Here is a 22,161-nt window from a genome sequence, read left to right as displayed (position 1 = left end):
TGTCCGATCCGCCCGGCGCCCGAGGACCCTCCCCCTCCACCCGGGGGAATCCGGTGCACCGCCGCCAGGGGGCCTGCCCCCCACACAGACCGGAAAGACCATGGCTTCCACCACACCCACCCAGATAGACGCGGCTCCGCCCGTCTCCAGGAGCAAGGGATCCACCGGCCGCGCCGGTGACAAGATCTTCGCCGGGCTCTCCAAGGGCTCCGGCATCCTGCTTCTGGTGATCATGGCGTCGATCGCCGCCTTCCTCACCTACCGCGCCACGATCGCCCTGTCGGAGAACGAGGGGAACTTCCTCACCACCTTCGACTGGAACGCGTCGGCCAACCCGCCCGTCTTCGGCATCGCCGTCCTGCTCTTCGGCACCGTCGTCAGCTCGATCATCGCGATGGCCATCGCGGTTCCGATCGCTGTCGGCATCGCCCTGTTCATCTCGCACTACGCGCCGCGCAAGCTGGCCGCCCCCCTCGCCTACGTGGTCGACCTGCTGGCCGCCGTGCCGTCGATCATCTACGGCATCTGGGGTGCGCTCTTCCTCGTCCCGCAGCTGGCAGGCCTGAACCTGTGGCTCGACGAGTACCTCGGCTGGACCTACGTCTTCGACAAGACCCAGATCGGCGTGGCCCGCTCGCTCTTCACCGTCGGCATCCTGCTCGCGATCATGATCCTGCCGATCGTGACCAGCGTCAGCCGTGAGGTCTTCCTCCAGGTCCCGCGCATGAACGAGGAGGCCGCCCTGGCCCTCGGCGCGACCCGCTGGGAGGTCATCCGGATGTCCGTGCTGCCCTTCGGCCGCTCCGGTGTCATCTCCGCCTCGATGCTCGGCCTCGGCCGCGCGCTCGGCGAGACCATGGCCGTCGCGACCGTCCTCTCCCCGAGCTTCCTGATCTCGTTCCACGTCCTCAACCCGGGCGGCGGCACCTTCGCGCAGAACATCGCGGCGAAGTTCGACGAGGCCAACGAGTTCGGCCGGGACGCGCTGATCGCCTCCGGTCTGGTCCTCTTCCTGCTCACCCTGCTGGTCAACGGCGCAGCTCGCCTGATCATCGCTCGTCGCAAGGACTTCTCGGGGGCGAACGCCTGATGAGCCACGCACTCCAGGACCAGCGGCCCGTCCGGGCCCCGAAGTCCGCCGCCCCCAGCAGCCTCACCCGAGGCGGCCTGCCCCGCTGGGCCCCGGCCGGCATCGCGGTCCTCTCGCTCGCCCTCGGCAGCGGCATCGGCCTCGTCTTCGACCTGCACAGCAAGGTCCAGTGGGGTCTGATCGCGGCCCTGCTCTTCGTCGCCATCACGTACACCGCCAGCGCGGTCATCGAGAACCGCCGCCAGGCCAAGGACCGCGTCGCGACCTCCGTCGTGTGGGTCTGCTTCATCCTCGCGGTCGTCCCGCTGCTGTCCCTGATGTGGACCACGATCAGCCGCGGCGTGAAGCTCCTCGACGGCAGCTTCCTGAGCCACTCGATGAACGGCGTCACCAGCTTCGACCAGGGCGGCGGCGTCTACCACGCCCTGCTCGGCACCATCGAGCAGGTCGCCCTCGCCACCTTGATCGCCGCGCCCATCGGCCTGCTGACCGCCGTCTACCTGGTCGAGTACGGCAAGGGCTCGCTCGCCAAGGCCGTGACGTTCTTCGTCGACGTCATGACCGGCATCCCCTCCATCGTCGCGGGTCTGTTCATCCTGACGACCTGGAACCTGATGCTCGGCTTCGGCCCCTCCGGCTTCGCCGGCGCCATGGCCCTGTCGATCCTGATGATGCCCGTCGTGGTCCGCTCCACCGAGGAGATGCTCAAGCTCGTCCCGAACGAGCTGCGCGAGGCCGCCCTCGCCCTCGGTGTGCCGAAGTGGCGCATGATCCTCAAGGTCGTGCTCCCCACCGCCATCGGCGGCATCTCCACCGGTGTCATGCTGGCAGTGGCCCGTATCGCCGGCGAGACCGCGCCGATCATGCTGCTGGTCTTCGGCTCCCAGCTCATCAACGGCAACCCCTTCGAAGGCGCCCAGTCCTCGCTCCCCCTCTACATCTGGGAGCAGTACAAGGTCGGCAGTGAAGCCTCCTACGACCGGGCATGGGCCGCAGCGCTCGTCCTGATCGCCTTCGTCATGATCCTCAATCTGGTGGCCCGCGGCATCGCCCGCTGGAAGGCCCCGAAGACCGGTCGCTGACGCGACCACATGAAAGCGAAGTGACCCCCATGGCGAAGCGAATCGACGTCAGCGGACTGTCCGCCTTCTACGGCACCCACAAGGCCATCGACGACATCTCGATGACCGTGGAGCCCCGCTCCGTGACCGCCTTCATCGGCCCGTCCGGCTGCGGCAAGTCCACCTTCCTGCGCACCCTGAACCGCATGCACGAGGTCACCCCCGGTGGCCGCGTCGAGGGCAAGGTGCTGCTGGACGACGAGAACCTGTACGGCGCCGGCGTGGACCCCGTCGCGGTCCGCCGCACGGTCGGCATGGTCTTCCAGCGTCCGAACCCCTTCCCCACCATGTCGATCTTCGACAACGTGGCAGCGGGCCTGCGCCTGAACGGCTCCTTCAAGAAGTCCGAGCTCGCGGAGATCGTGGAGAAGTCCCTCCAGGGCGCCAACCTCTGGAACGAGGTCAAGGACCGCCTGAACAAGCCGGGCTCCGGCCTCTCCGGCGGCCAGCAGCAGCGCCTGTGCATCGCCCGCGCCATCGCGGTCGAGCCGCAGGTCCTGCTGATGGACGAGCCCTGCTCGGCCCTCGACCCGATCTCCACCCTCGCCATCGAGGACCTGATCGGCGAGCTGAAGGAGCGCTTCACGATCGTCATCGTGACGCACAACATGCAGCAGGCCGCCCGCGTCTCGGACCGCACCGCCTTCTTCAACCTCTCGGCGGTCGGCCAGCCCGGCAAGCTCATCGAGATCGACGACACGGACCGGATCTTCTCGAACCCGTCCGTGCAGGCGACCGAGGACTACATCTCCGGCCGCTTCGGCTAAACCGCGAGATGTCACAGGCGTCCTGCGGTGCTGCATGGCGGTGCCACCGCAAGGCGAAAGAAAGAAAAGGGCCGGCTCCCCCTGGGTGGGGGGAGCCGGCCCGCTTTCGTTCTGCCCTGCCTGCCTCGTCGCTAGACGAAGGCCAGGTTCACGATCCAGAAGCTGACCGCCGCGACCAGGGCCGCGGCCGGCATCGTGATGAACCAGCCCAGGATGATGTTCTTGGCGACGCCCCAGCGCACCGCGTTCACCCGCTTGGTCGCACCCACCCCCATGATCGCCGAGGTGATCACGTGGGTGGTGGAGATCGGCGCGTGGAAGAGGAACGCCGAGCCGAACATGATCGAGGCACCGGTGGTCTCGGCCGCGAAGCCCTGCGGCGGGTCCAGCTCGATGATCTTGCGGCCGAGCGTGCGCATGATGCGCCAGCCGCCCGCGTACGTACCCAGCGACAGCATCACGGCGCACGCGACCTTGACCCAGATCGGGATCGCGGCGTCGGCCGCCTGCACATCGGCGATGACCAGCGCCATCACCACGATGCCCATCGTCTTCTGGGCGTCCTGGAGGCCGTGGCCCAGCGCCATGGCCGCCGCCGAGACCGTCTGCGCGATACGGAAGCCGCGCTTGGCCTTGTGCGGGTTGGCCCGGCGGAAGATCCACAGGATGACCACCATCACCAGGTAGCCGGCCACCAGGCCGACGACCGGGGAGACGAACATCGGGATGACGACCTTGTCGACCACGCCGTCCCACAGCACGCCGATGCCCCCGGCCAGCGCCGCGCCCACCATGCCGCCGAACAGCGCGTGCGAGGAGGAGGAGGGCAGGCCGAAGTACCAGGTGATCAGGTTCCAGACGATCGCGCCGACCAGCGCCGCGAACAGGATCCACATCCCCCGGTTGCCGTGGGGCGTCTCGATCAGGCCCTTGCTGACCGTCTTGGCGACCCCGCTGCCCAGAAAGGCCCCGGCGAGGTTCATCACGGCGGCCATCGCCAGCGCCGCGCGCGGGGTCAGCGCCCGCGTCGAGACGGAGGTAGCGATCGCGTTCGCGGAGTCGTGAAAACCATTCGTATACGTAAAGCCGAGCGCGACACCGATGGTCACGACCAGAGCGAAGGTGTCCACGAGGTTCAGGACTCCTTGACCGCGATGGTCTCCACCGTGTTCGCAACGTGCTCGAACGCGTCGGCCGCCTCTTCGAGCACGTCGACGATCTGCTTGAGCTTCAGCACCTCGATGGCGTCGTACTTGCCGTTGAAGAGCTGGGCGAGCAGCTTGCGGTGGATCTGGTCGGCCTGGTTCTCGAGGCGGTTGACCTCGATCCAGTACTCGGTGAGGTTGTCCATCGTCCGCAGGTGCGGCATGGCCTCGGCGGTCAGCTCGGCCGCGCGCGCCAGCACCTCGATCTGCTGCTCGACGCCCTTGGGCAGCTCCTCCACGTTGTAGAGGACGACCAGGTCGACCGCCTCCTCCATGAAGTCCATGATGTCGTCGAGCGAGGAGGCGAGGTTGTAGATGTCCTCGCGGTCGAACGGCGTGATGAAGGAGGAGTTCAGCTGGTGGAAGATCGCGTGGGTCGCGTCGTCTCCCGCGTGCTCCGCAGCCCGCATCCGCTCCGCGATCTCGGCCCGGGCGGAGGAGTCCGCTCCGAGCAGTTCCATCAGGAGCTTGGAGCCCGTGACGATGTTGTCCGCGGATGCGGCGAACATGTCGTAGAAGCTCGTCTCCCTGGGGGTCAGACGAAATCGCACGTGAGGTCCTCGGGGTGCATTGGATTCGGTCAGGCTGATGCTAGGCGCATCCCCCGGCCACGGCTAACCGGCGGTTCCCCAGTGTCCTCCATCAGGCAGAGTGAGGATGAACGACCCCTGCCGGTGCGGCCAGGGCCCAGTACCCTATACCCATGAGGGGTATGCACCCCTCGCTCCGGACCACGGGAGGACGCATGACGACCATCGAGGCGGAGGGCTCCCGCGACGGCGGCGCCGTCCACGGCTACCACCACCAGAAGGACGAGCACCTCAAGCGGCTGCGCCGGATCGAGGGCCAGATCCGCGGCCTCCAGCGGCTCGTCGACGAGGACGTCTACTGCATCGACATACTCACGCAGGTCTCGGCGAGCACGAAGGCGCTCCAGTCCTTCGCGCTCCAGCTGCTGGAGGAGCACCTGCGCCACTGCGTCGCGGACGCGGCCGTGAAGGGCGGCACGGAGATCGACGCGAAGGTCGAGGAGGCCACCAAGGCCATCGCCCGCCTCCTGCGCACCTGAACCCGCACCGGTCCCAGACACGGCGGTCAGCCGGACCAGATGCCCATCAGCACCTCGTCGATCCGGTCCTGGCTCAGCCGCTCCTCGGCAGCGGCCGAGGCCGCGATGATCAGCTCACCGCACAGCTCGATCTCGGCGAGCGCCACATGATCCTGCACCGTCGTACCGCCTGCGGGAGTCACGCGTGTCACCTCAATCTGCCGTCTTCGGTCGTCGGCGCTCGACTTCTCAGCGTAGGGAGGGCAGGGCGCGCGGCGCATGACACGGATGGACCATTTCCAGCTCCCCATCCACCGGGACCGATGGCCGCCACGGCCCCGACCGCACCGCTAATCGGCGATCTTCCCGGCGTAAATGTCCCCGCTTGCGGGCAATACGACGGTCACCGGCGTCCCGAACCCGTACAGCAGCGTGGTCGACGAGACATCGATCACGCCATTGTTGACGTACGTGAAACGGTGGCGGACCTTCCGCAGCCGCCCCTCCTCGTCCAGGTACGCGTCGAACGGCACGGTGTCCGTGCTGAACCCTTTCGCCGCCGCCTCCAGCGCCCCTCGCGCCTCCGCCGACGCACTCCTCGCGGCCCGCCCGATGTCGGTGGTCCCCCGGTAGTGCCGCACCTTCGTACCGGCCACCTCGGTCTCCCCGACGTACGTCGCCTCCTGCACGCCCCGCAGCAGCTCGGCCGCGACCAGCGGATCGGTGGCCCCGCCCGTGACCAGGTTCCCGTCGGCGAGGGTCGTCGTGTCGACACGGACCCACTTGTCGTCGGGGACGCCCGCGCCCCGGTTCTTCATGTAGAGCGCGCCCGGCACCAGCAGTTCGGTGATGGGCCGGTGCTCGGCCTTGCCCTTCACGTCGGCCGGGAGCATGACCAGCAGCTGGCCCATCCGCTTCTTGAAGTCGACCCCGCCCTCGCCGCGGATCGTGACCCGGGTCCCGCCGGTGGCCATCTCCATGGCCGTACGGGCCCGGGCGCTGCCCGTCCTCGTCAGCGCGTCGGCGGCCCCGCGGACCACCGCCGCCGCGTCCGCGGGGGGCCGGTCGTCGCTGCCGGCGCCCGCGCACCCGCCCATCGCCGTGACCGCCAGGGCGACGCCGAGGGCACACACCGCCTCACCCGCACGCTCGCGCCGCCGCCTGTGCTGGTGCACCACCATCGCCTGCCAACCCCCAACGCATGACCGCTGTTTGCCCGAGGCCCCCACCCGCTCCGGTTAACGAGGTCAGGGGTTTCCCGTCACGGCCCGCTGTACTCCGCCCCCCGGCGGCGACCCAGGTACCGTGGAGACGTGGAACCGCACACCAAGGCGCCCCTCGCCCTTCCGCTTCCCTCCTCCCCTCCGCTCCCCTCCGCCGTGCCGCACCAGCCGCACCAGCCGCACCAGCCGCAGCCGCCCACCACCGGGCACGCCACCTCCACCGCCGACCGCGGATCGTTCTGCCTTGCCGTCTGCAGCTGCGGCTGGAAGGGCCCGGCGCGCCGCTCCCGCGACCTGGCCCGCAAGGACGCCGCCCAACACGCCGCGGGGTAGCCGGGATACCGCGGGAACGGCCGCGGGTAGCCCGTTCGGACGGCCCGGCTGGCCGGGGCGCGCGGGAGCGGATGCCCTGGACTCATGCCAGGACCCGCAGCCCGCGTCGCGGCCCTTCTCTGGGCCCTGCTCCTCTCGCTGACCCCGGCCGCCGCGGCCTGGGCCCGGCCGGTCGGCTCGGCGGACGGCCCGGCCGACGTGGCCCTGGCCATCGGGCTCACCAGCGCCGCGGCCGCAGCCACCGGGGTGTGGCTGCGCTCCCGCTACCGCCGCGACGCCGAGGCCGACGGCGGCGACCGGTGACGCCCCGGGCCCGCCCGGCGGCGGTGCGCTTGTGCTTCGGCGCGGCGGGACTGTGCCTGGTGGCGGCCCTGCTGCTCGCCGTATGGGACTCGTACGGGGCGTGACCTCGCCCTCGTCCCTGCCTAGGCGGCGAGGTCGCTCTCGTGCGGGCGCTGGCCGGCCGGCGGGGTCTGGGTCTGCGTCAGGCCGACCGGCCGGGGCAGCAGCCCGCCCTTCGCCCGTACGAGGCGCCCCAGGCGCGGGGAGCCGGCCACCGCACGCACCACCGGGGTCAGCAGCGCCATCGCGAGCGGCGCGAGCACCAGGACGACGGCGGTGCCGAGCGCGAACCCGCCGATCACGTCCGTGGGGTAGTGGACGCCCGCGTACACGCGGCAGACGCCCTCGGCGACGGCCAGCGCGATCCCGATGAGCCCGATCCTGCGGTGGGCGACGAACAGGCCCACGCCCAGGGCCATCGCGAGGGTGGCGTGGCCGCTGACGAAGGAGTAGTCGGCGCCCGCGAGCTCGGCTCCGAACCCCGTCCCGGGGGCCGTGTCGAGCACCTGGAGCCCTTCGTTCTCCCGGAACGGCCGCGGCCGTCCCACGAATTCACGCAGCGGCGCGTTCACGAGCAGCGCCAGCCCGGCGGCCAGCGGGGCCCACACCAGGGCCGCGAAGGACTCGACGGCCGTGCTCTCGTCCTGGCGGCGGGCACCGCGCCAGCACCACAGGACCAGCAGCACCAGGGCCAGCGGGATCCCGTACTCACCGACCAGGCCGACCGACCGGTCCACCCAGTCCGGCGCGCGCAGGGCTAGTCCGTTGATCTCGTACAGCAGGCTGACATCCACATTCGGCCCACCGGTCGTGAGTCCAGCCATGGTGATGCGGCCCCTTGCCCTTGCCGTGGTTCCCCTGCGGGCGCACGCCGGTGTGCGCCCCTTCGCCCCCCGCTTGATCAACCCCCGTGTCCATGGAACGCCCGTTCTGGCAACTACGTTCCACTCTCCACCGAATGATCACTCCAACGTTATCGAAGAGAGACTCATCGTCGCAGCTCAGGGCCTTGGCTTAACGGAGCGTGGCTAGGGCGACTTGCTCGCTCCGGCACGGTCCGGAAGGGCCTCCGCACCGTCCTTCGTCACGCGCGTCGCGCCGAAGTAGTCGGGCGTGTCGATCTTGTCGAAGCGGATCACGGCTCCGGTGTACGGGGCGTTGATCATGTAGCCGCCGCCCACGTAGAGCCCGACGTGCCGAATCTCCCGGGAATTCGTCAGATCATCGGAGAAGAACACGAGGTCACCGGGCAGCAGTTGGTCACGAGAGGGATGCGGACCGGCGTTGTACTGGTCGTTCGCCACGCGCGGCAGCTCGATCCCCACCGTCTCGTACGCGGCCTTGGTCAGCCCCGAACAGTCGAACCGCCCGCCCTGGTCGGGCGTTCCGTTGCCGCCCCACAGGTACGGCGTGCCAAGCTGCTTCTGCGCGAAGTAGATGGCCCCGGCGGCCTGTTGCGAAGGCGCGACGCGCCCGACCGGCCGGGCGAAGCTCTTCGCGAGGGTCGTGATCGTCTTCACGTAGCCCTGGGTCTCCTTGTACGGCGGCACGCCCCTGTACTTGATGACCGCGTAGGCCCCCGCGTTGTAGGCGGCCAGCATGTTCGACGTCGCGTCACCGGGCACGCCCGCCACGTCCTTGGCCAGCTCGCAGTCGTACGAGGCCGCCGAGGGGATCGCGTCGCTCGGGTCCCAGATGTCGCGGTCCCCGTCCCCGTCACCGTCGATGCCGTGGCCCGCCCACGTCCCCGGGATGAACTGCGCGATGCCGCGCGCGTCCGCCGGGCTGACGGCACTCGGGTTCCAGCCGCTCTCCGAGTACAGCTGGGCGGCGAGCAGCGCCGGGGTTATGGCGGGGCACAGGTTGCCCCACTTCTCCACCAGAGCCTGGTACTTGGCGGGCACGGCCCCCTTCGCGAGGCCCACGGCACGGCCGCCCGCCCCGGCGGCCCCGACCAGGCCAGCGGCGGCCGAGTACGTCCCCACGACGAGCAGCGCCACGAAGGTCAGACACAGCCCGATCCCGATCCCACCGGCCATCCAGAATCTGCGCACCCGTCAACCCTCCCCCATTCCCGTCACTTCAACGTGTGATTCGGCCGTGTCGCATGTCCTACTACCCCACTCGGAAACCCGAACAGGCGATGCGGGCGCACCTCACCGCCTCATCCTCGACGCGACCGCAGTCCACCGTCCAGTCCGCACGGGCGGCGCACGGGCGGCCGGCGGACGGACGGCGGACGGAGGCGGACGAGGCGGACGAGGCGGACGAGGCGGACGGGCGCACCGGCTACCGCGGAGCGACGAACAGGCTCTGCGCGCTGCGCCCGATGGGGCCCTTCTCGTCGTGCAGCCGGGCGTCGACGAGCCCGATGCCGGCCGCGTCCACGCTCGTACGGGATTCCACGCAGGCCCATTCGCCGACGGGGTGGCGGTGCAGATGGACCGTCAGGTCCCCGTTGACGAAGACGAACCGGGCGAAGTCCAGAACCGAGCTGATGCCGTTGCCGGAGTCGGCGGCGACCAGCACCCGGTCCAGTGGACGGGTCTCCTCCGCGGCGACGAGCGGCACCCGCATCCGCATCCAGCAGGTGCCGGGGCCGAGCTCCACGAAGGCGCCCTCGGTGAAACGGGCCTCCATGGCCGTGTGGTAGCCGGTCTCCCACGGCACCGGGAAGAACGGCACCGCCTCGGCCTCCCCGGGCGGCGGCAGCTGCGGACCCGGCGCCACGGCCGGCACCGCCTCCTCGGCCACCCGGATGCGCAGGGCCCGCGCCACCATCACCGGCGCCGCCGCACCCGCCGGGGTGAGGGAGGCCTCGACCACCTCGGTACCGCGGCCCGCCCGGAGCACGCTGGTGGTGATCTCCAGCGCGCCGATCGGCACCGGCCGCAGGATCTCGTACGTGATCCGGGCCACCCGCATGTCGGCGCGGGCGCCCGGCCGCTCCTCGACGGCCCGCCCGAGCAGGGCGGCCGGCGGACCGGCGTGCTGCGAGCCCGGGTCCCACGGCCCGCGCGTGTACTCCGTGGCCAGGAACCGGCCGTCGTCGACCCGCTCGAAGAACCCCTCCGCAGCACCCATGAGTCCAACGCTACCGACAGGTAACCGGCACCACCACCCCTTGCCTGATCACCGGTCAGCCATCAGCGGACGATCACCGGGCGAATCCCAACCCCACTCCCAGCCCCACCAGCACCGACCCGATGGCCCGGTTCAGCGCCTTCTGCGCCTTCAGCATCCGGTCCCGCAGCCGGGAGTTGGAGAAGAACAGCGCCACCGCCCCGAACCAGCCCAGGTGCGCGGCCGACATGAACAGCCCGTAGCCGGCCTGCTGCCACACCGGGGTGCCCGGGTTGACCACCTGGGTGAAGGTCGACACCACGAACAGCGTCGTCTTCGGGTTGAGCACATTGGTCAGGAACCCCGACCGCATCGCCCCGAGCCGGGTCAACTGCGGCTTGGACTCCAGATCCACGACCACCTCGGCCCGCGCCCGGAACGTGCGTATCCCGATCCACACCAGATAGGCCGCGCCCGCCAGCTTGATCACGGTGAACAGGGTGGTGGAGGAGGCGATCAGCAGACCGACCCCGAGCATCGTGTAGGAGACGTGGACCAGGACGCCGGCCGCGACCCCGGCGGCGGCGAACAGCCCGGTGGGCCGCCCGTACAGGTAGCTGTTGCGGACCACCATGGCGAAATCCGCGCCGGGACTGATCACGGCGAGCAGGGTGATAACGGCGACTGCGATCACTTCTGTCATGGCCCGATGCTCACCGCCGGCCCTTCCCGGATCAACCCCGTGCGCTCTCCGCATACTTGAGAAATGACCTCGCCGCAGCTCCTCTCCCTGCTCCCCTACCAGCCCGCGGAGGACGCACCGCTGCTGCGCAGGTGGGTGACGACCCGCGCCGAGCTGATCACCTGGGCAGGCCCGTCCTTCTCCTGGCCCCTGGACGACGCGCAGCTCGCCGCCTACGCCGCCGAACCCGAGCGCCGCATCTGGACCGCCGTGTCCGCCGGCAACCACCGCGTCGGACACGTCTCCGTCTCCGGCACCCGCCTCGGCCGGGTACTGATCGCCCCGGAGGCCCGCGACCAGGGTCTCGGCAGAGCCCTCGTCTCCCGGGCCGTCGACCTGTGCTTCGGCGAGCTGGCCCTGCCCGAGATCAGCCTCGGCGTCTGGGCCCACAACGCGGCGGCCCTGCAGATCTACGAAACGCTCGGCTTCCGCACCGTCGAGCGCCTCGCGGGCGTCGAGGAGGTCGACGGCGTCCCGTGGACCGCCGTCCAGATGCGACTCACGCCGCCCGACCGGTAACAATGGAACACGTGTCCACGCGTCTCCCCGTCCTCCCCGTGCTCCAAGCCGACTGCGCGAACTGCTTCGCGCTGTGCTGCGTCGCCCTCCCCTTCGCCAAGTCCAACGACTTCGCCGTGAACAAGCCCGCCGGAACCCCGTGCAAGAACCTCCGGGACGACTTCCGCTGCTCGATCCACACCCGGCTGCGCGATACGGGCTTCCAGGGCTGCACGGTCTTCGACTGCTTCGGGGCGGGCCAGCAGGTGTCCCAGGTCACCTTCGACGGCCGGGACTGGCGGACCCACCCCGAGACCCGGGCGCAGATGTTCGACGTCTTCCCGGTGATGCGGCAGCTGCACGAGCTGCTCTTCTACGTGGCCGAGGCCCTCACCCTCCCGCCCGCCGCCCCTCTCCACCCCCAGCTCCGCGAGGCACTCGCGGAAACCGAGGAGTGCACCCGCGCGGACGCGGCCACCCTCGCGGACCTGGACGTCGGCGCCCTCCGCCAGAAGATCAACACCCTGCTCCTGAAGACCAGCGAGCTCGTACGGGCCAAGGTGCCGGGCCGCAAGAAGAACCACCGCGGAGCCGACCTGATGGGCGCCCGCCTCTCCGGCGCGGACCTGCGCGGCGCGAACCTCCGCGGCGCCTACCTGATCGCCGCCGACCTCAGCCGCGCCGACCTCCGCACGGCCGACCTCATAGGCGCGGACTTCCGCGACGCCAACCTCCGCGACGCAGACCTCCGCCACGCCCTCTTCCTCACCCAACCCCAACTCAACGCAGCCCAAGGCACCCCCACCACCCGCATCCCCCCACACCTCACCCACCCCACCCACTGGACCTAACCCCCCACCGCCACTCCATCCCGGCCCCGCCCGGCCATCCAGCCCCGCCGGTCCACTCCAGCCCCCGGCCCATCCCAGCCCCAGCCGCACACCCCGGGCCCGCCCGGCCATTCCAGCCCCGCCGGCCCACTCCAGTCCCGCGGCCCATCCCAGCCGCGTCGGCCCACTCCTGTCCCGCAGCCCCTCCGGCCCAGCCCAGCACCAGCCGCACACCCCAAGCCCGCCCGGCGATCCCAGCCCCGCCGGCGTTTGAGGCGCGGGGTCTGGGGCGGAGCCCCAGGTCTTTCCAGCCCTGCCGGCGTTTGAGGCGCGGGGGCCCGGGGGCGGAGCCCCAGGTCTTTCCAGCCCCGCCGGCGTTTGAGGCGCGGGGGCCCGGGGGCGGAGCCCCCGCAACGGCGCCGCACCCGCGACGGCCGCGGCGGGCCGGCTACACCCGGGCCAAGAACCCCCGCACGGCGGTATAAAATCCCACTGCATCCCCCAGCCGCACGCAGTGCCCGGCCGGCAGCTCAACCAACCGCACCCCCGCCCTCCGCACGGTCATCTCCCGCGCGTGCTCCCCCGACAGCACCCCGCTCCGATCCCCCCGCACCAGCAGCGTCGGCCGCCGCACCGCCAGCCAGTCCCCCCAGTGGTCCCCGTTCAGCCTCCGCTGCGACTCCACCACGTCCTCCACGACACACGCGGTCCCCCACCCGTCCGCGTACTCCCGCAAGGCCCCCGCCAGGTACGGCGCCGCACTCCCCACCCCCGCGAGGAACCCGGCCGCGGTGGCCGCCCGCCGCGGCCACTCCCGCGCGTACGACAGGTCGTCGTCGACGACCGCCCCGACGTCCTCGACCACCACCGCCCGCACCAGATCCGGCCGCCGCGCCGCGAGCTGATACGCGTTGACCCCGCCCAGCGAGTGCCCCACCACCACCGCGGGCCCCAGCCCCAGGTGCTCCAGAACCGCCGCCGCATCCGCCACGTACCCCTCGCGCGTATACGCCTCGGCCCGGTCCGACTCCCCGTGCCCCCGCTGGTCGAGCGCGATCACCCGCCACCGCGGACCCACCTCCCGCGCCAGGTCCCCGAAGCTGCTGCCGTCCTGGAAGTGCCCGTGCAGCGCGAGCAGCGGCGCCCCCGGACCGCCGAAGTCCGTATAGGCCAGCCGCCGCCCGTCCGGCATCCGCACCGCCCCCGGCAACGGCCCCAGCTTGTCTATGACCCGCCGGCGCAGCAGCTGGTACTCCTCCCAGCGCCTCGGCAGCCGCCCGCCCGGCCGCTTCCCCATCAACCGCCCCGGCGTCACCGTCTGCCCGCGCCGGAACTGCTCCCGCGTCAGATCGACCTGTATCCCCCCGGGCATCACGTTCCAGCAGTGGAACCCGTGCTGCTCCCCGTCCAGCCAGACCTCGCCGACCATCAGCTCGCCGCCGACTATGTCCTGCACCACCAGCGCCGTGATGTCGCAGTGCCCCCAGGCCGGGTTGTCGGCGGTCCAGGGCGCCCGCTCCACATCGTCCGGCGAGCAGGTCTCGGCCGACCATCCAGCCCGGATGGCCGCCTCCACATCGGCAAGGCTCCACGGAGTCGTCGTCATGCCCCCAGCGTGCCCCACCCCACTGACAACGCCCGCTCATACCGATCCAGCACATGCGCGTGCGGCACCGCCGGCCCCAACCCCCGCCGGATCCGGCAGTGCCGCACACCGCCGACGAGCTCTTCCTCGTACGCGAGTCCCCGCTCCATGCCCGCCGGTGTCGGCCCGCCCTCGAGCGCCGCAACACCCCGCACGCCCTGAAAGACTGACGAAATGTCGGACAAAACTCACCGACACGGTCCAACGACACGCGAACCACTGCGCCGAACGGCGGCCCCTCCACTCACCCCCCGCACGGCGGGACGGCAATCATTGCCCGGCGTCACCCCCCGTGATACACAGAGTGACCATACGTTCTTTCGCATACACACCGCACCTGCGCAGGTCAGAGCACAGAGGCGGGAAGCGGGCCGGGAGATCGGGTAAAGAGAGCCGTCAAGTCGACGACGGCGGCGGTTTCATCAGCGAAGATAGTGCGTGACCCCTGCCGTCGGGCACGGGCTTCCGGAACTACCCATACAGGGGCGGTGAGTTACATGATCCTGGCAGCCGAAAAGGGCGACATCACCACCATCATCGGCGGAATCGCCCCGAACTGGGGGCCGTTCGGCAGTCTCGGCAACGAAGCGAAGGTCATGATCGAAGTGGTCATGGCCGTAGCGATCCTCCTCTGCCTCGGCATCGCCATCTGGGGCGCGGCCAAGCAGCGCATCGGCGCGACCGCCCTGCGCGACACGTTCAGCGCGGAACAGGGCAAGGGCCTGATCGTGGCCGGCCTCACGGGCGTCTTCATCATCGGCTCCCTGGGCACCCTCTTCACCATCGTCTACGGAATGGCCGTCTAGCCGGGCCACCTCGGCCGTACCTGATCAGGAATCACCACACCGCGCCTACGCGCGAACCAGCACTACCGTCGTACGACGCGGAGGGGGCCGAAACGGAATGAGCAGCGAGGACCAGTACGGCGGCACGGGCCAAACCCGTACCCGCCTCCCGGACTCCCCCGCCGACCCGTACGGCCCCACCCGCCGCACCCCGCGCACCCCCCGCAGCCTGATCACGGTCGTCGGCGTGGTCGTCCTCCTGATCGCGGCCATCGCGTTCGCGAACCAGGGCCCGGACACCCCGACCTCCCCCCCGACGGACAACGCCCCGTCGTCCTCCTCCACGACCCCCACGGGCACGACCCCGGTCACGGGCAAGAACGGCGGCGTGGCGTCGGGCTTCGCCCAGGACCAGCAGGGCGCCCAGTCCGCCGCCGCCAACTACGCGGTGGCACTGGGTTCTGACGGCATGTTCAACCCGGCTCGCCGGCACGCCATCGTCGACGCGGTCGCGGACGAAAGCAGCCGGACGAAGCTGCAGGCGGGATTCGACGCCGACTACTCGGCCGGCCTGCTCTCCCAGATCGGCCTGACAAAGGACGGACTGGCGCCGGCGGGCGCCACCTTCGTCAACCGGACGGTTCCGGCCGGGACCAAGGTGAAGAACTTCGCAGGTGGCGCCGCGTCGGTCGACGTGTGGTGCATCGGCATGTTCGGCCTGACCGGCGAAAAGTCCACTCGTCCCGTCACCAGCGGCTGGTTCACGATCTCGCTGACGCTCAAGTGGAACGGCTCCGACTGGAAGGTCGTCGAATCCTCGCAGAAGGACGGCCCCACCCCGGTCACCGGCGACAACCCCGTATCCACCTCCGACGAGATCGGCAGCGCGGTCACCGAATTCGGAGGGTTCACTTATGCCCGGTAGTCACCGGCTCCCGCTCCGAAGGATCGGCGCCACCGCCGCGGTCATCCAGACCGCGGTCATTCTCGTGGCCACGCGTGCCGCGGCCGCCCCGACCCCGACTCCTACGCCCACTCCGGCGCCGAGCACGAGCAACGACCCGTGCTCCCTGATCGCCGGGCCGGCCCGGGAGTACTGCGACCGGGGCTCCGGCCAGGCCCCCCGCACGGGCCTGGCACCCAGCGACCCGGCCGACGCCCTCAACCCCCTCGCCTCCCTGGCCAAGGGCTGCGCCGACGCCGCCGCCTGGATCGTCGGCAAGCTCAGCGAAGCGGTCAACGCCACGGCCAACGTCGACTTCACCAACCCCACCTTCCTCAAGCAGTACGCCGTCGTCTTCGCCGCCTCCACCATCCTGACCCTCGTCCTCTGGCTCTTCGCCGTAGCCAAGCGAGCCGTCCGCGGCGTCCCCCTCACCACCGCCCTGTCCGAGGCGATCGGCTTCCTCTGGCTCACCGTCCTCGCCTCCGCCTTCACCCCCCTGATCCTCTACACGATCGTCTCCGCCACCGACGGCGTCACCGAGGTCATCGCCTCCGCCACCGGCGGCCAGACCGACGTCTTCTTCGGCTCCTTCGCCGAAGCCCTCAAGAAGGGCGACGACATCGGCGGCGGCCCGATCATGCTGATCGTGGTCGCCCTCGTCACCGTCCTCGCCGCCGGCATCCTCTTCCTCGAGCTGTTCATCCGGGCCGCCCTCCTCTACGTCGGCGCCCTCCTCGGCGTCGTCGTCTACGCGGGCCTCGTCGACCGGAACCTCTGGGGCCACGTCCGCCGCTGGGCGGGCATCATGATCGCCGTCATCCTCGTGAAGCCGGTCATCGTCATCGTCCTCGGCCTCGCCGGAGCCCTGGCCGGCGAAAAGGGCCCCGACGCCTTCTCCGCCGTCGTCACCGGCCTCGCGATCATCCTCCTGGCGATCTTCGCCTCCGCGATGATCTACCGCTTCGTACCCGGCTTCGGCGACGAGATCGTCTCCGCCCGCTCCAACCGCAGCAAGGCCACCGACGGCGCCCAGGCAGCCGCCGTCATCAGCTCCCCCGCCTCCCTCGTCTCACAGGGCATCAAGACCCACAGCAGCCGCGGCGCCCACCGCGGAGGCGACGGCGGCGGCAGCACGCCCCGCCCCGCCAACCCCATCTCCGGAGGCGTGGCCGCCCACAGCAGCCGCCCCACCTCCGGCGGCGGGTCCGGCGGCGGATCTGTCCCCTCCGCCGCACCCCCGCCCCGCACGAGCACGAGTTCGAGTACGAGGAACACAGGAGGTGACGGGCGTTGACGACCCAGTCCCACCAGATGCACCCGGTCGCGCCCCGCCGCACGTATCTCATCGGCCGGGCCCGGCCGAACGCGATCGTCGGCAAGAACCGCGAGACCGGCGAGATCGCCCTGATCATCGCCGGGGCGTTCTTCGGCATGATGAGCGGACTGCTCGTCCCCGACCTCACCCTGCGCATCGTCAGCCTCGCCGGCTTCCCCATGCTCGCGCTCGCCGCCGTGTACGTCCCGTACAAGGGCCGCACCTTCTACCGCTGGTTCGAGATCAGCCGCAGCTACAAGCGCACCCTGCGACGCGGTACGACCTACCGCTCGGGCGCCATGGAAGCCGGCGTCCGCGGCGCCGACGGCCGCGAGGTCGAGGTCGGCCCACCCCCCGGCATCGGACGCATCAACTGGCTCGCCGCCCCCTTCGGCCCCGACGAGATCGCCGTACTCCTCCACGCGGACCGCAGAACCGTCACCGCCGCCATCGAGATCGAGGGCCCCGGCGTCGGCCTGCGCGACAGCGAGGACCAAGAGGCCCTCGTCGACCGCTTCGGCACCCTCCTCAAGCACGTGGCCAACGGCGACGGCTTCGTCACCCGCCTCCAGATGCTCGCCCGTACGCTGCCCGCCGACCCCGACGCGCACGCCAAGGACGTCGCCCTGCGCGGCGACACCCAGGCCCCCGGCTGGCTGCGCGACTCGTACGACCAGCTCCAGTCGATGGTGTCCACCTCCTCCGAGCAGCACCGCGCCTACCTCGTCGCGTGCATGCACTACACCCGCGAACTCGCCGCCGAGGCCCACACCATCGCCCGCGCCGCCACTCCCCACAAGGGCCGCAAGCTCAACCGCGACGCCGGCCTCGCCATCGTCATGGCCCGCGAGCTGACCGACATCTGCGCCCGCCTCGCCGAAGCCGACATCCGCGTCCGCCAGCCCCTCGGCCAGGGCCGCCTCGCCTCCCTCGTGCACTCCATGTACGACCCCGACCACCCCATCGACCACATCCAGGCCATGACCAAGCGCAACGCCTGGCCCGCCGAACTCGACGCGGTCGAACCCACCTACCTCCAGGCCAAGACCCGCGAATCCTCCACCCGCGCCCCCTGGTGCCACGCCACCGCGTGGGTGAAGGAATGGCCCATGACCCCCGTCGGCGTCAACTTCCTCGCCCCCCTCCTCGTCCACACCCCCGACGTCATCCGCACGGTCGCCGTCACCATGGACCTGGAACCCACCGAGATCGCCATCGAGCGGATGCTGACGGAGAAGACGAACGACGAGGCCGACGCGAGCCGCGCCGCCAAGATGAACCGCACCGTCGACCCCCGCGACATCGCCGCACACGGCCGGCTCGACCAGAGGGGTGAAGATCTCGCCAGCGGAGCTGCCGGGGTCAACCTCGTCGGGTACATCACGGTGTCCTCGCGATCACCCGAAGCCCTCGCCCGCGACAAGCGCACCATCCGCGCCTCCGCCGGCAAGTCCTACCTCAAACTCGAATGGTGCGACCGCGAGCACCACCGCGCCTTCGTCAACACCTTGCCGTTCGCCACCGGCATCCGACGCTAGCTGGAGGGAAGTGCCGCCCATGCGAGATCCCATGTCCGCGCTGACGGACGCCTTCACCAGCTTCCTCTTCGGCAAGGTCGAGACCACCCGCCTGCCCGTACGCACCTCCACCGGGCAGGCGCAAGCCGTCTACCTTCCCACCGCCGCCCCCGGACTCGGCGACTCCGGAGTGATCATCGGACGCGAGGTCTACAGCGGCAAGGGCTACATCTACGACCCCTTCCAGCTGTACGGCCAGCAGCTGCCCGCTCCCCACTGGCTGGTCCTCGGCGAATCCGGCAACGGCAAATCCGCCCTCGAGAAGACGTACGTCCTGCGCCAGCTCCGCTTCAAGGACCGCCAGGTCGTCGTCCTCGACGCCCAGGGCGAAGACGGCGTCGGCGAATGGAACCTCATCGCCCAGCAGCTGGGGATAACCCCCATCCGCCTGGACCCCATCGCCGCCAACGACGACGGGATCCGCCTCAACCCCCTCGACCCGGCCATCACCACGACCGGCCAGCTCGCCCTGCTCCGCACCATCATCGAGGTGGCGATGGGCCACGGCCTCGACGAGCGCGCAGGCTTCGCCCTCAAGGTCGCGCACGCCTACGTCGTCGACACCATCCGCGACCGCCAGCCCGTCCTCACCGACATCGTCGAGCAACTGCGCCACCCCGAAGCCGAATCGGCGCTCGCCATGAACGTCGACATAGACGATGTCCGCGCCTGGGGCCTCGACGTCGCGCTCGTCCTCGACCGCCTCGTCGACGGCGACCTCCGCGGCATGTTCGACGGCCCGACCACCGTCGGCATCGACCTCGACGCGCCGCTGATCGTCTTCGACCTCTCCCACATCGACCGCAACTCCATCGCGATGCCGATCCTCATGGCGATCGTCGGCGTCTGGCTGGAGCACACCTGGATCCGGCCGGACCGCAAGAAGCGCATCTTCCTGGTCGAAGAGGCCTGGCACATCATCAACAGCCCCTTCGTCGCCCAGCTGTTCCAGCGCCTCCTGAAGTTCGGCCGCCGCCTCGGCCTGTCCTTCGTCGCCGTCGTCCACCACCTCTCCGACGTCGTCGACGGCGCGGCCGCACGCGAAGCCGCGGCCATCCTGAAGATGGCCTCCACCCGCACGATCTACGCCCAGAAAGCGGACGAAGCCCGCGCCACCGGCCTGGTCCTGGGACTCCCCCGCTGGGCGGTGGAAATCATCCCGACCCTCACCCCGGGCATCGCCGTCTGGGACGTCAACGGCAACGTGCAGGTGGTCAAACACCTGATCACCGAGGCCGAACGCCCCCTCGTCTACACCGACCGCGCCATGACCGAGTCCTCCGCCCCCGACCGGCTCCACGACGACATGCTCGCCGCCGAAATCGAGGCGGAGGAACGCGCCCTGTCCATCGAACGCCGCCGGGGCAACGGCGGCCCGGGTTCCGCGACCACGGTGGCCTGACCATGCACGACGCACGGCGTACGGAGCCCCCCGCCCGCGCCGGGGGCATCCCGGACGGCCTGCTGATCGGCCTGCTGGCCTTCCTCCTCGGCCTCGCCGTCCTGGTCTGGTCGGCCACCGGCCTCGCCGCGTTCTTCGCCAAGGGCGCCTGGCCGGACACCGTCACGTTCACGCGCACCCCGGAGGCCGTCCGCGCCCTGATAGCGCAACCGCACGACGTCCCGGGCGCCTGGCCCGACACCGACCCCGCGGCCCTCTCCGGCTGGGGCCTGTTCTGGGGCCTGTTCCTCAGCCAGCTCCTGGTGCTGTTCGTCCTCACCGTCTTCGCCATCGGCGTGATCGCCCGCACCAAATCCCGCCGCGCCCTGGCCAGACGGGCTGCCGCACAGGCCCCCGTACCGTACGAACCCGCAGCACCGGCACCGGCACCCGAGCACCACCTCCAGCCCCACGTCCCGGCCGCTGCCCCGGCCCCGGCCTCGGCACATCCAGCACCGCCGGCGTTCGAGGCGCGGGACCCGGGCCGGAGCCCCGGCAACGGCGCCCCGCCGATCGCCCCCACCACGGCCCCGCAGGCCCGCCTCGCGTACGGCGGCCCCAACGACCGGCTCCGCGCGGCAGCACACCGCATCCGCGAGGCAGAAGGCGCGGCCCTGATCGTGACCTCCTCGCCCACCCTCTGGGCCGATACCAAGGACGCCCGCGCCAAACTCGGCCCGGTCCTCCTCTACGACCCCCAGCACCTGTGCGACACCCCGGCCCGCATGCACTGGAACCCGGCCGAGGGCTGCGCCGACCGCGAGACCGCCGCCGCCCGCGCCATCGCCCTGCTGGCCCCCGTACGCCCCCAGGCCCGCATGGACGCCGCGGTCGCCGACACGGCCGAAACGCTCCTGCGCAGCTGGCTCCAGGCGGCCGCCCTCGACGACCGCCCCTTCAAGCAGCTCCACCGCTGGACCCAGGGCAACAATGCCCAAGACCCGGTCCGCATCCTGCGCACACACCCCCAGGCCGCCCCCGGCGCCGCCGGCGAGCTGGAGAGCGCCCTCACCGCGCACCCCGAACGCCGTGAGCTGGCCCAGCACCTGACGGCCCGGTCCCTCTCCTGCCTGACCTCGATCCACATCCGCGAGGCCTGCAACCCGAACCGAACCGATTCCCTCACGCTGGCTTCGTTCGTCACCGAAGGGGGCACCCTCTACATGGTGGGCGAACCGCTGGAAGACCCCCGCACCCACCCGGGTGCGATGCCTCTGCTCACCGCACTCGCCGCTGACGTGGTCGAGCACGGCCGCCGCATGGCCGCACGGTCATCCCACGGTCGGCTCGACCCACCACTCGCGCTGATCCTCGACGACATCGCGGCGGTCGCCCCGATCCCCCAGCTCCCGGACCTGCTGACGGACGAGACGCTCCCCCTCCTCGCCCTGTGCCGCAGCCGCGAGCAGGCCCGCTCCCGCTGGCCGGAAGCGCTCCTCCCCCAAGCCTGATCAAATCCTCGGAAACACGTACTCCATTTCCTTCGCCCCCGCGTTCCCTGGCACGGGCACGACCTTCCCACTCGCCTCGAACCCGAACCGCCGATAAAAGGCCGCGGCCCGCGCGTTGTCCTCGTGCACGAAGAGCCGTACGCACTCCAGCGCCGGCTCGTCCAACGACCAGGCCCAGTCCAGCGCGGCCGCGAACAGCGCCTCGGTCAGCCCTGTCCCGCGCTGCTCGGGCCGTACGAACACGCCGACGAGATGCCCCTGGGGCCGCTCGATGACCTGCTCGAAGATGTCCGTGGTCCCTGCTTCCTCGACGAGCACCGTCACCGACCCGGCCCACGCACCCCCGACCCCCTCGGCAACGAACTGCCGCGCCGCCCGCCCGTGCGAAGCCCCCGCGGCCCGGGCCTGCCAGTGCTCATCGGGCCTGGCCTCGGCCTGCGCCACGGTCTCCAGGAAAGCCAGCGGCGCCGCGGGGTCGTTCAGCGCGGTGATCCGCAGCTCCTTGACCTTCATCCACTCGTCGCCGCGCACCGGACGCACCACGTATTGATCCATGATCGAAGATCCTAATACCGACCCGGAAACGCAGAAAAGCCCCGCACCGAACCCCGGAGGGTTTGGTGCGGGGCTTCCGCAATGATTGTTCGGCGGCGTCCTACTCTCCCACAGGGTCCCCCCTGCAGTACCATCGGCGCTGAAAGGCTTAGCTTCCGGGTTCGGAATGTAACCGGGCGTTTCC

The 22,161-nt window shown here is 70.7% G+C and carries 24 protein-coding genes and 1 rRNA gene; 14 read left to right on the top strand and 11 right to left on the bottom strand.

Features of this window, described 5'->3' with window-relative positions; all coding sequences use genetic code 11:
• Nucleotides 1-100: 100 nt before the first annotated feature.
• The 3 genes from pstC to pstB are packed head-to-tail and all read left to right on the top strand — an operon-like array spanning nucleotide 101 to nucleotide 2,978.
• The gene (gene pstC, locus ACIPUC_RS25020) at nucleotides 101-1,090 is read left to right on the top strand and encodes a phosphate ABC transporter permease subunit PstC (RefSeq protein WP_446592315.1); all 990 of its coding nucleotides are present in this window, start codon (nucleotides 101-103) and stop codon (nucleotides 1,088-1,090) included.
• Nucleotides 1,090-2,172, top strand: coding sequence for a phosphate ABC transporter permease PstA (pstA, locus tag ACIPUC_RS25015; RefSeq protein WP_446592314.1), 1,083 nt, complete (start codon nucleotides 1,090-1,092; stop codon nucleotides 2,170-2,172). The genes pstC and pstA overlap by 1 nt, the downstream gene beginning before the upstream one ends.
• Before the next feature lie 29 nt (nucleotides 2,173-2,201).
• Nucleotides 2,202-2,978, top strand: a complete 777-nt coding sequence (gene pstB, locus ACIPUC_RS25010) for a phosphate ABC transporter ATP-binding protein PstB (protein WP_362876627.1) — start codon at nucleotides 2,202-2,204, stop codon at nucleotides 2,976-2,978.
• A 131-nt stretch (nucleotides 2,979-3,109) separates the two neighbouring features.
• Here the strand turns inward: pstB and ACIPUC_RS25005 are convergent, their stop codons facing one another.
• Together ACIPUC_RS25005 and ACIPUC_RS25000 are read right to left on the bottom strand one after the other, a co-directional pair.
• Nucleotides 3,110-4,108, bottom strand: coding sequence for an anion permease (locus ACIPUC_RS25005; protein ID WP_446592312.1), 999 nt, complete (start codon nucleotides 4,106-4,108; stop codon nucleotides 3,110-3,112).
• Between the two features lie 5 nt (nucleotides 4,109-4,113).
• On the bottom strand, nucleotides 4,114-4,734 hold the full coding sequence (locus ACIPUC_RS25000; RefSeq protein ID WP_008742369.1) for a DUF47 domain-containing protein: 621 nt from the start codon (nucleotides 4,732-4,734) through the stop codon (nucleotides 4,114-4,116).
• A 194-nt stretch (nucleotides 4,735-4,928) separates the two neighbouring features.
• Between ACIPUC_RS25000 and ACIPUC_RS24995 the strand changes: the two genes are divergently transcribed.
• On the top strand, nucleotides 4,929-5,252 hold the full coding sequence (locus ACIPUC_RS24995; RefSeq protein WP_446592310.1) for a metal-sensitive transcriptional regulator: 324 nt from the start codon (nucleotides 4,929-4,931) through the stop codon (nucleotides 5,250-5,252).
• Nucleotides 5,253-5,278: 26 nt separating this feature from the next.
• Here ACIPUC_RS24995 and ACIPUC_RS24990 read toward each other — a convergent pair whose 3' ends face one another.
• Nucleotides 5,279-5,434, bottom strand: coding sequence for a hypothetical protein (locus ACIPUC_RS24990; RefSeq protein WP_199808149.1), 156 nt, complete (start codon nucleotides 5,432-5,434; stop codon nucleotides 5,279-5,281).
• A 147-nt stretch (nucleotides 5,435-5,581) separates the two neighbouring features.
• Nucleotides 5,582-6,412, bottom strand: a complete 831-nt coding sequence (locus ACIPUC_RS24985) for a hypothetical protein (protein ID WP_446592309.1) — start codon at nucleotides 6,410-6,412, stop codon at nucleotides 5,582-5,584.
• 132 nt (nucleotides 6,413-6,544) lie between these two features.
• Between ACIPUC_RS24985 and ACIPUC_RS24980 the strand changes: the two genes are divergently transcribed.
• Together ACIPUC_RS24980 and ACIPUC_RS24975 are read left to right on the top strand one after the other, a co-directional pair.
• The gene (locus ACIPUC_RS24980) at nucleotides 6,545-6,787 is read left to right on the top strand and encodes a hypothetical protein (protein WP_446592308.1); all 243 of its coding nucleotides are present in this window, start codon (nucleotides 6,545-6,547) and stop codon (nucleotides 6,785-6,787) included.
• Between the two features lie 84 nt (nucleotides 6,788-6,871).
• Nucleotides 6,872-7,090: a hypothetical protein gene (locus ACIPUC_RS24975; protein ID WP_446592306.1), complete on the top strand. Its 219-nt coding sequence runs from the start codon at nucleotides 6,872-6,874 to the stop codon at nucleotides 7,088-7,090.
• Nucleotides 7,091-7,212: 122 nt separating this feature from the next.
• On the opposite strand, the gene ACIPUC_RS24970 is transcribed toward ACIPUC_RS24975, so the two are convergent.
• From ACIPUC_RS24970 to ACIPUC_RS24955, 4 genes are all read right to left on the bottom strand, one after another.
• A complete protein-coding gene (locus tag ACIPUC_RS24970) occupies nucleotides 7,213-7,953 on the bottom strand; it encodes a phosphatase PAP2 family protein (protein ID WP_446592304.1) in 741 nt (246 codons plus the stop codon).
• Nucleotides 7,954-8,157: 204 nt separating this feature from the next.
• Complete coding sequence (locus ACIPUC_RS24965) at nucleotides 8,158-9,168, bottom strand: C40 family peptidase (RefSeq protein WP_446592659.1); 1,011 nt, start codon at nucleotides 9,166-9,168, stop codon at nucleotides 8,158-8,160.
• 250 nt (nucleotides 9,169-9,418) lie between these two features.
• Nucleotides 9,419-10,213, bottom strand: coding sequence for a thioesterase family protein (locus ACIPUC_RS24960; protein WP_446592302.1), 795 nt, complete (start codon nucleotides 10,211-10,213; stop codon nucleotides 9,419-9,421).
• Between the two features lie 73 nt (nucleotides 10,214-10,286).
• Complete coding sequence (locus ACIPUC_RS24955; RefSeq protein WP_446592301.1) at nucleotides 10,287-10,895, bottom strand: LysE family translocator; 609 nt, start codon at nucleotides 10,893-10,895, stop codon at nucleotides 10,287-10,289.
• Nucleotides 10,896-10,958: 63 nt separating this feature from the next.
• Here ACIPUC_RS24955 and ACIPUC_RS24950 point away from each other — a divergent pair, with 63 nt between their 5' ends.
• Both ACIPUC_RS24950 and ACIPUC_RS24945 read left to right on the top strand, forming a co-directional pair.
• Entirely contained in the window at nucleotides 10,959-11,453 is a 495-nt protein-coding gene (locus ACIPUC_RS24950) for a GNAT family N-acetyltransferase (RefSeq protein WP_446592300.1), read from the top strand.
• Between the two features lie 2 nt (nucleotides 11,454-11,455).
• Nucleotides 11,456-12,283, top strand: a complete 828-nt coding sequence (locus ACIPUC_RS24945; protein ID WP_446592298.1) for a pentapeptide repeat-containing protein — start codon at nucleotides 11,456-11,458, stop codon at nucleotides 12,281-12,283.
• A 427-nt stretch (nucleotides 12,284-12,710) separates the two neighbouring features.
• Here ACIPUC_RS24945 and ACIPUC_RS24940 read toward each other — a convergent pair whose 3' ends face one another.
• A complete protein-coding gene (locus tag ACIPUC_RS24940; protein WP_446592297.1) occupies nucleotides 12,711-13,868 on the bottom strand; it encodes an alpha/beta fold hydrolase in 1,158 nt (385 codons plus the stop codon).
• Nucleotides 13,869-14,404: 536 nt separating this feature from the next.
• Between ACIPUC_RS24940 and ACIPUC_RS24935 the strand changes: the two genes are divergently transcribed.
• The 6 genes from ACIPUC_RS24935 to ACIPUC_RS24910 all read left to right on the top strand — a co-directional run bounded on the left by ACIPUC_RS24935 (nucleotide 14,405) and on the right by ACIPUC_RS24910 (nucleotide 21,422).
• Nucleotides 14,405-14,713, top strand: a complete 309-nt coding sequence (locus ACIPUC_RS24935) for a hypothetical protein (RefSeq protein WP_008742356.1) — start codon at nucleotides 14,405-14,407, stop codon at nucleotides 14,711-14,713.
• A gap of 97 nt (nucleotides 14,714-14,810) precedes the next feature.
• Complete coding sequence (locus ACIPUC_RS24930; protein WP_446592295.1) at nucleotides 14,811-15,617, top strand: hypothetical protein; 807 nt, start codon at nucleotides 14,811-14,813, stop codon at nucleotides 15,615-15,617.
• Nucleotides 15,607-16,932, top strand: coding sequence for a hypothetical protein (locus tag ACIPUC_RS24925; RefSeq protein WP_446592293.1), 1,326 nt, complete (start codon nucleotides 15,607-15,609; stop codon nucleotides 16,930-16,932). Before ACIPUC_RS24930 ends, ACIPUC_RS24925 begins: the two co-directional genes overlap by 11 nt.
• Nucleotides 16,929-18,491, top strand: coding sequence for an SCO6880 family protein (locus ACIPUC_RS24920; protein ID WP_446592291.1), 1,563 nt, complete (start codon nucleotides 16,929-16,931; stop codon nucleotides 18,489-18,491). The genes ACIPUC_RS24925 and ACIPUC_RS24920 overlap by 4 nt, the downstream gene beginning before the upstream one ends.
• A gap of 19 nt (nucleotides 18,492-18,510) precedes the next feature.
• Nucleotides 18,511-19,932, top strand: coding sequence for an ATP-binding protein (locus ACIPUC_RS24915; protein WP_446592290.1), 1,422 nt, complete (start codon nucleotides 18,511-18,513; stop codon nucleotides 19,930-19,932).
• A gap of 2 nt (nucleotides 19,933-19,934) precedes the next feature.
• Nucleotides 19,935-21,422 carry a type VI secretion protein gene (locus tag ACIPUC_RS24910; RefSeq protein ID WP_446592289.1) on the top strand — a complete coding sequence of 496 codons (1,488 nt, stop codon included), beginning with the start codon at nucleotides 19,935-19,937 and terminating at the stop codon, nucleotides 21,420-21,422.
• Here the strand turns inward: ACIPUC_RS24910 and ACIPUC_RS24905 are convergent, their stop codons facing one another.
• Together ACIPUC_RS24905 and rrf are read right to left on the bottom strand one after the other, a co-directional pair.
• Nucleotides 21,423-21,977: a GNAT family N-acetyltransferase gene (locus tag ACIPUC_RS24905; RefSeq protein WP_446592288.1), complete on the bottom strand. Its 555-nt coding sequence runs from the start codon at nucleotides 21,975-21,977 to the stop codon at nucleotides 21,423-21,425.
• Nucleotides 21,978-22,064: 87 nt separating this feature from the next.
• Nucleotides 22,065-22,161: ribosomal RNA gene (gene rrf, locus ACIPUC_RS24900) — 5S ribosomal RNA — on the bottom strand; the annotation flags it as partial.

This window comes from Streptomyces sp. LARHCF249, from assembly GCF_052871255.1.
This window is presented reverse-complemented; position numbering and strand designations above follow the sequence as displayed.

Coding starts and splice junctions, on each gene's coding strand:
- pstC (WP_446592315.1), top strand. CDS start 101: ATGGCTTCCACCACACCCACCCAGATAGACGCGGCTCCGCCCGTCTCC.
- pstA (WP_446592314.1), top strand. CDS start 1,090: ATGAGCCACGCACTCCAGGACCAGCGGCCCGTCCGGGCCCCGAAGTCC.
- pstB (WP_362876627.1), top strand. CDS start 2,202: ATGGCGAAGCGAATCGACGTCAGCGGACTGTCCGCCTTCTACGGCACC.
- ACIPUC_RS24995 (WP_446592310.1), top strand. CDS start 4,929: ATGACGACCATCGAGGCGGAGGGCTCCCGCGACGGCGGCGCCGTCCAC.
- ACIPUC_RS24985 (WP_446592309.1), bottom strand. CDS start 6,412: ATGGTGGTGCACCAGCACAGGCGGCGGCGCGAGCGTGCGGGTGAGGCG.
- ACIPUC_RS24975 (WP_446592306.1), top strand. CDS start 6,872: ATGCCAGGACCCGCAGCCCGCGTCGCGGCCCTTCTCTGGGCCCTGCTC.
- ACIPUC_RS24970 (WP_446592304.1), bottom strand. CDS start 7,953: ATGGCTGGACTCACGACCGGTGGGCCGAATGTGGATGTCAGCCTGCTG.
- ACIPUC_RS24965 (WP_446592659.1), bottom strand. CDS start 9,168: ATGGCCGGTGGGATCGGGATCGGGCTGTGTCTGACCTTCGTGGCGCTG.
- ACIPUC_RS24960 (WP_446592302.1), bottom strand. CDS start 10,213: ATGGGTGCTGCGGAGGGGTTCTTCGAGCGGGTCGACGACGGCCGGTTC.
- ACIPUC_RS24955 (WP_446592301.1), bottom strand. CDS start 10,895: ATGACAGAAGTGATCGCAGTCGCCGTTATCACCCTGCTCGCCGTGATC.
- ACIPUC_RS24950 (WP_446592300.1), top strand. CDS start 10,959: ATGACCTCGCCGCAGCTCCTCTCCCTGCTCCCCTACCAGCCCGCGGAG.
- ACIPUC_RS24945 (WP_446592298.1), top strand. CDS start 11,456: ATGGAACACGTGTCCACGCGTCTCCCCGTCCTCCCCGTGCTCCAAGCC.
- ACIPUC_RS24940 (WP_446592297.1), bottom strand. CDS start 13,868: ATGACGACGACTCCGTGGAGCCTTGCCGATGTGGAGGCGGCCATCCGG.
- ACIPUC_RS24935 (WP_008742356.1), top strand. CDS start 14,405: ATGATCCTGGCAGCCGAAAAGGGCGACATCACCACCATCATCGGCGGA.
- ACIPUC_RS24930 (WP_446592295.1), top strand. CDS start 14,811: ATGAGCAGCGAGGACCAGTACGGCGGCACGGGCCAAACCCGTACCCGC.
- ACIPUC_RS24925 (WP_446592293.1), top strand. CDS start 15,607: ATGCCCGGTAGTCACCGGCTCCCGCTCCGAAGGATCGGCGCCACCGCC.
- ACIPUC_RS24915 (WP_446592290.1), top strand. CDS start 18,511: ATGCGAGATCCCATGTCCGCGCTGACGGACGCCTTCACCAGCTTCCTC.
- ACIPUC_RS24910 (WP_446592289.1), top strand. CDS start 19,935: ATGCACGACGCACGGCGTACGGAGCCCCCCGCCCGCGCCGGGGGCATC.
- ACIPUC_RS24905 (WP_446592288.1), bottom strand. CDS start 21,977: ATGGATCAATACGTGGTGCGTCCGGTGCGCGGCGACGAGTGGATGAAG.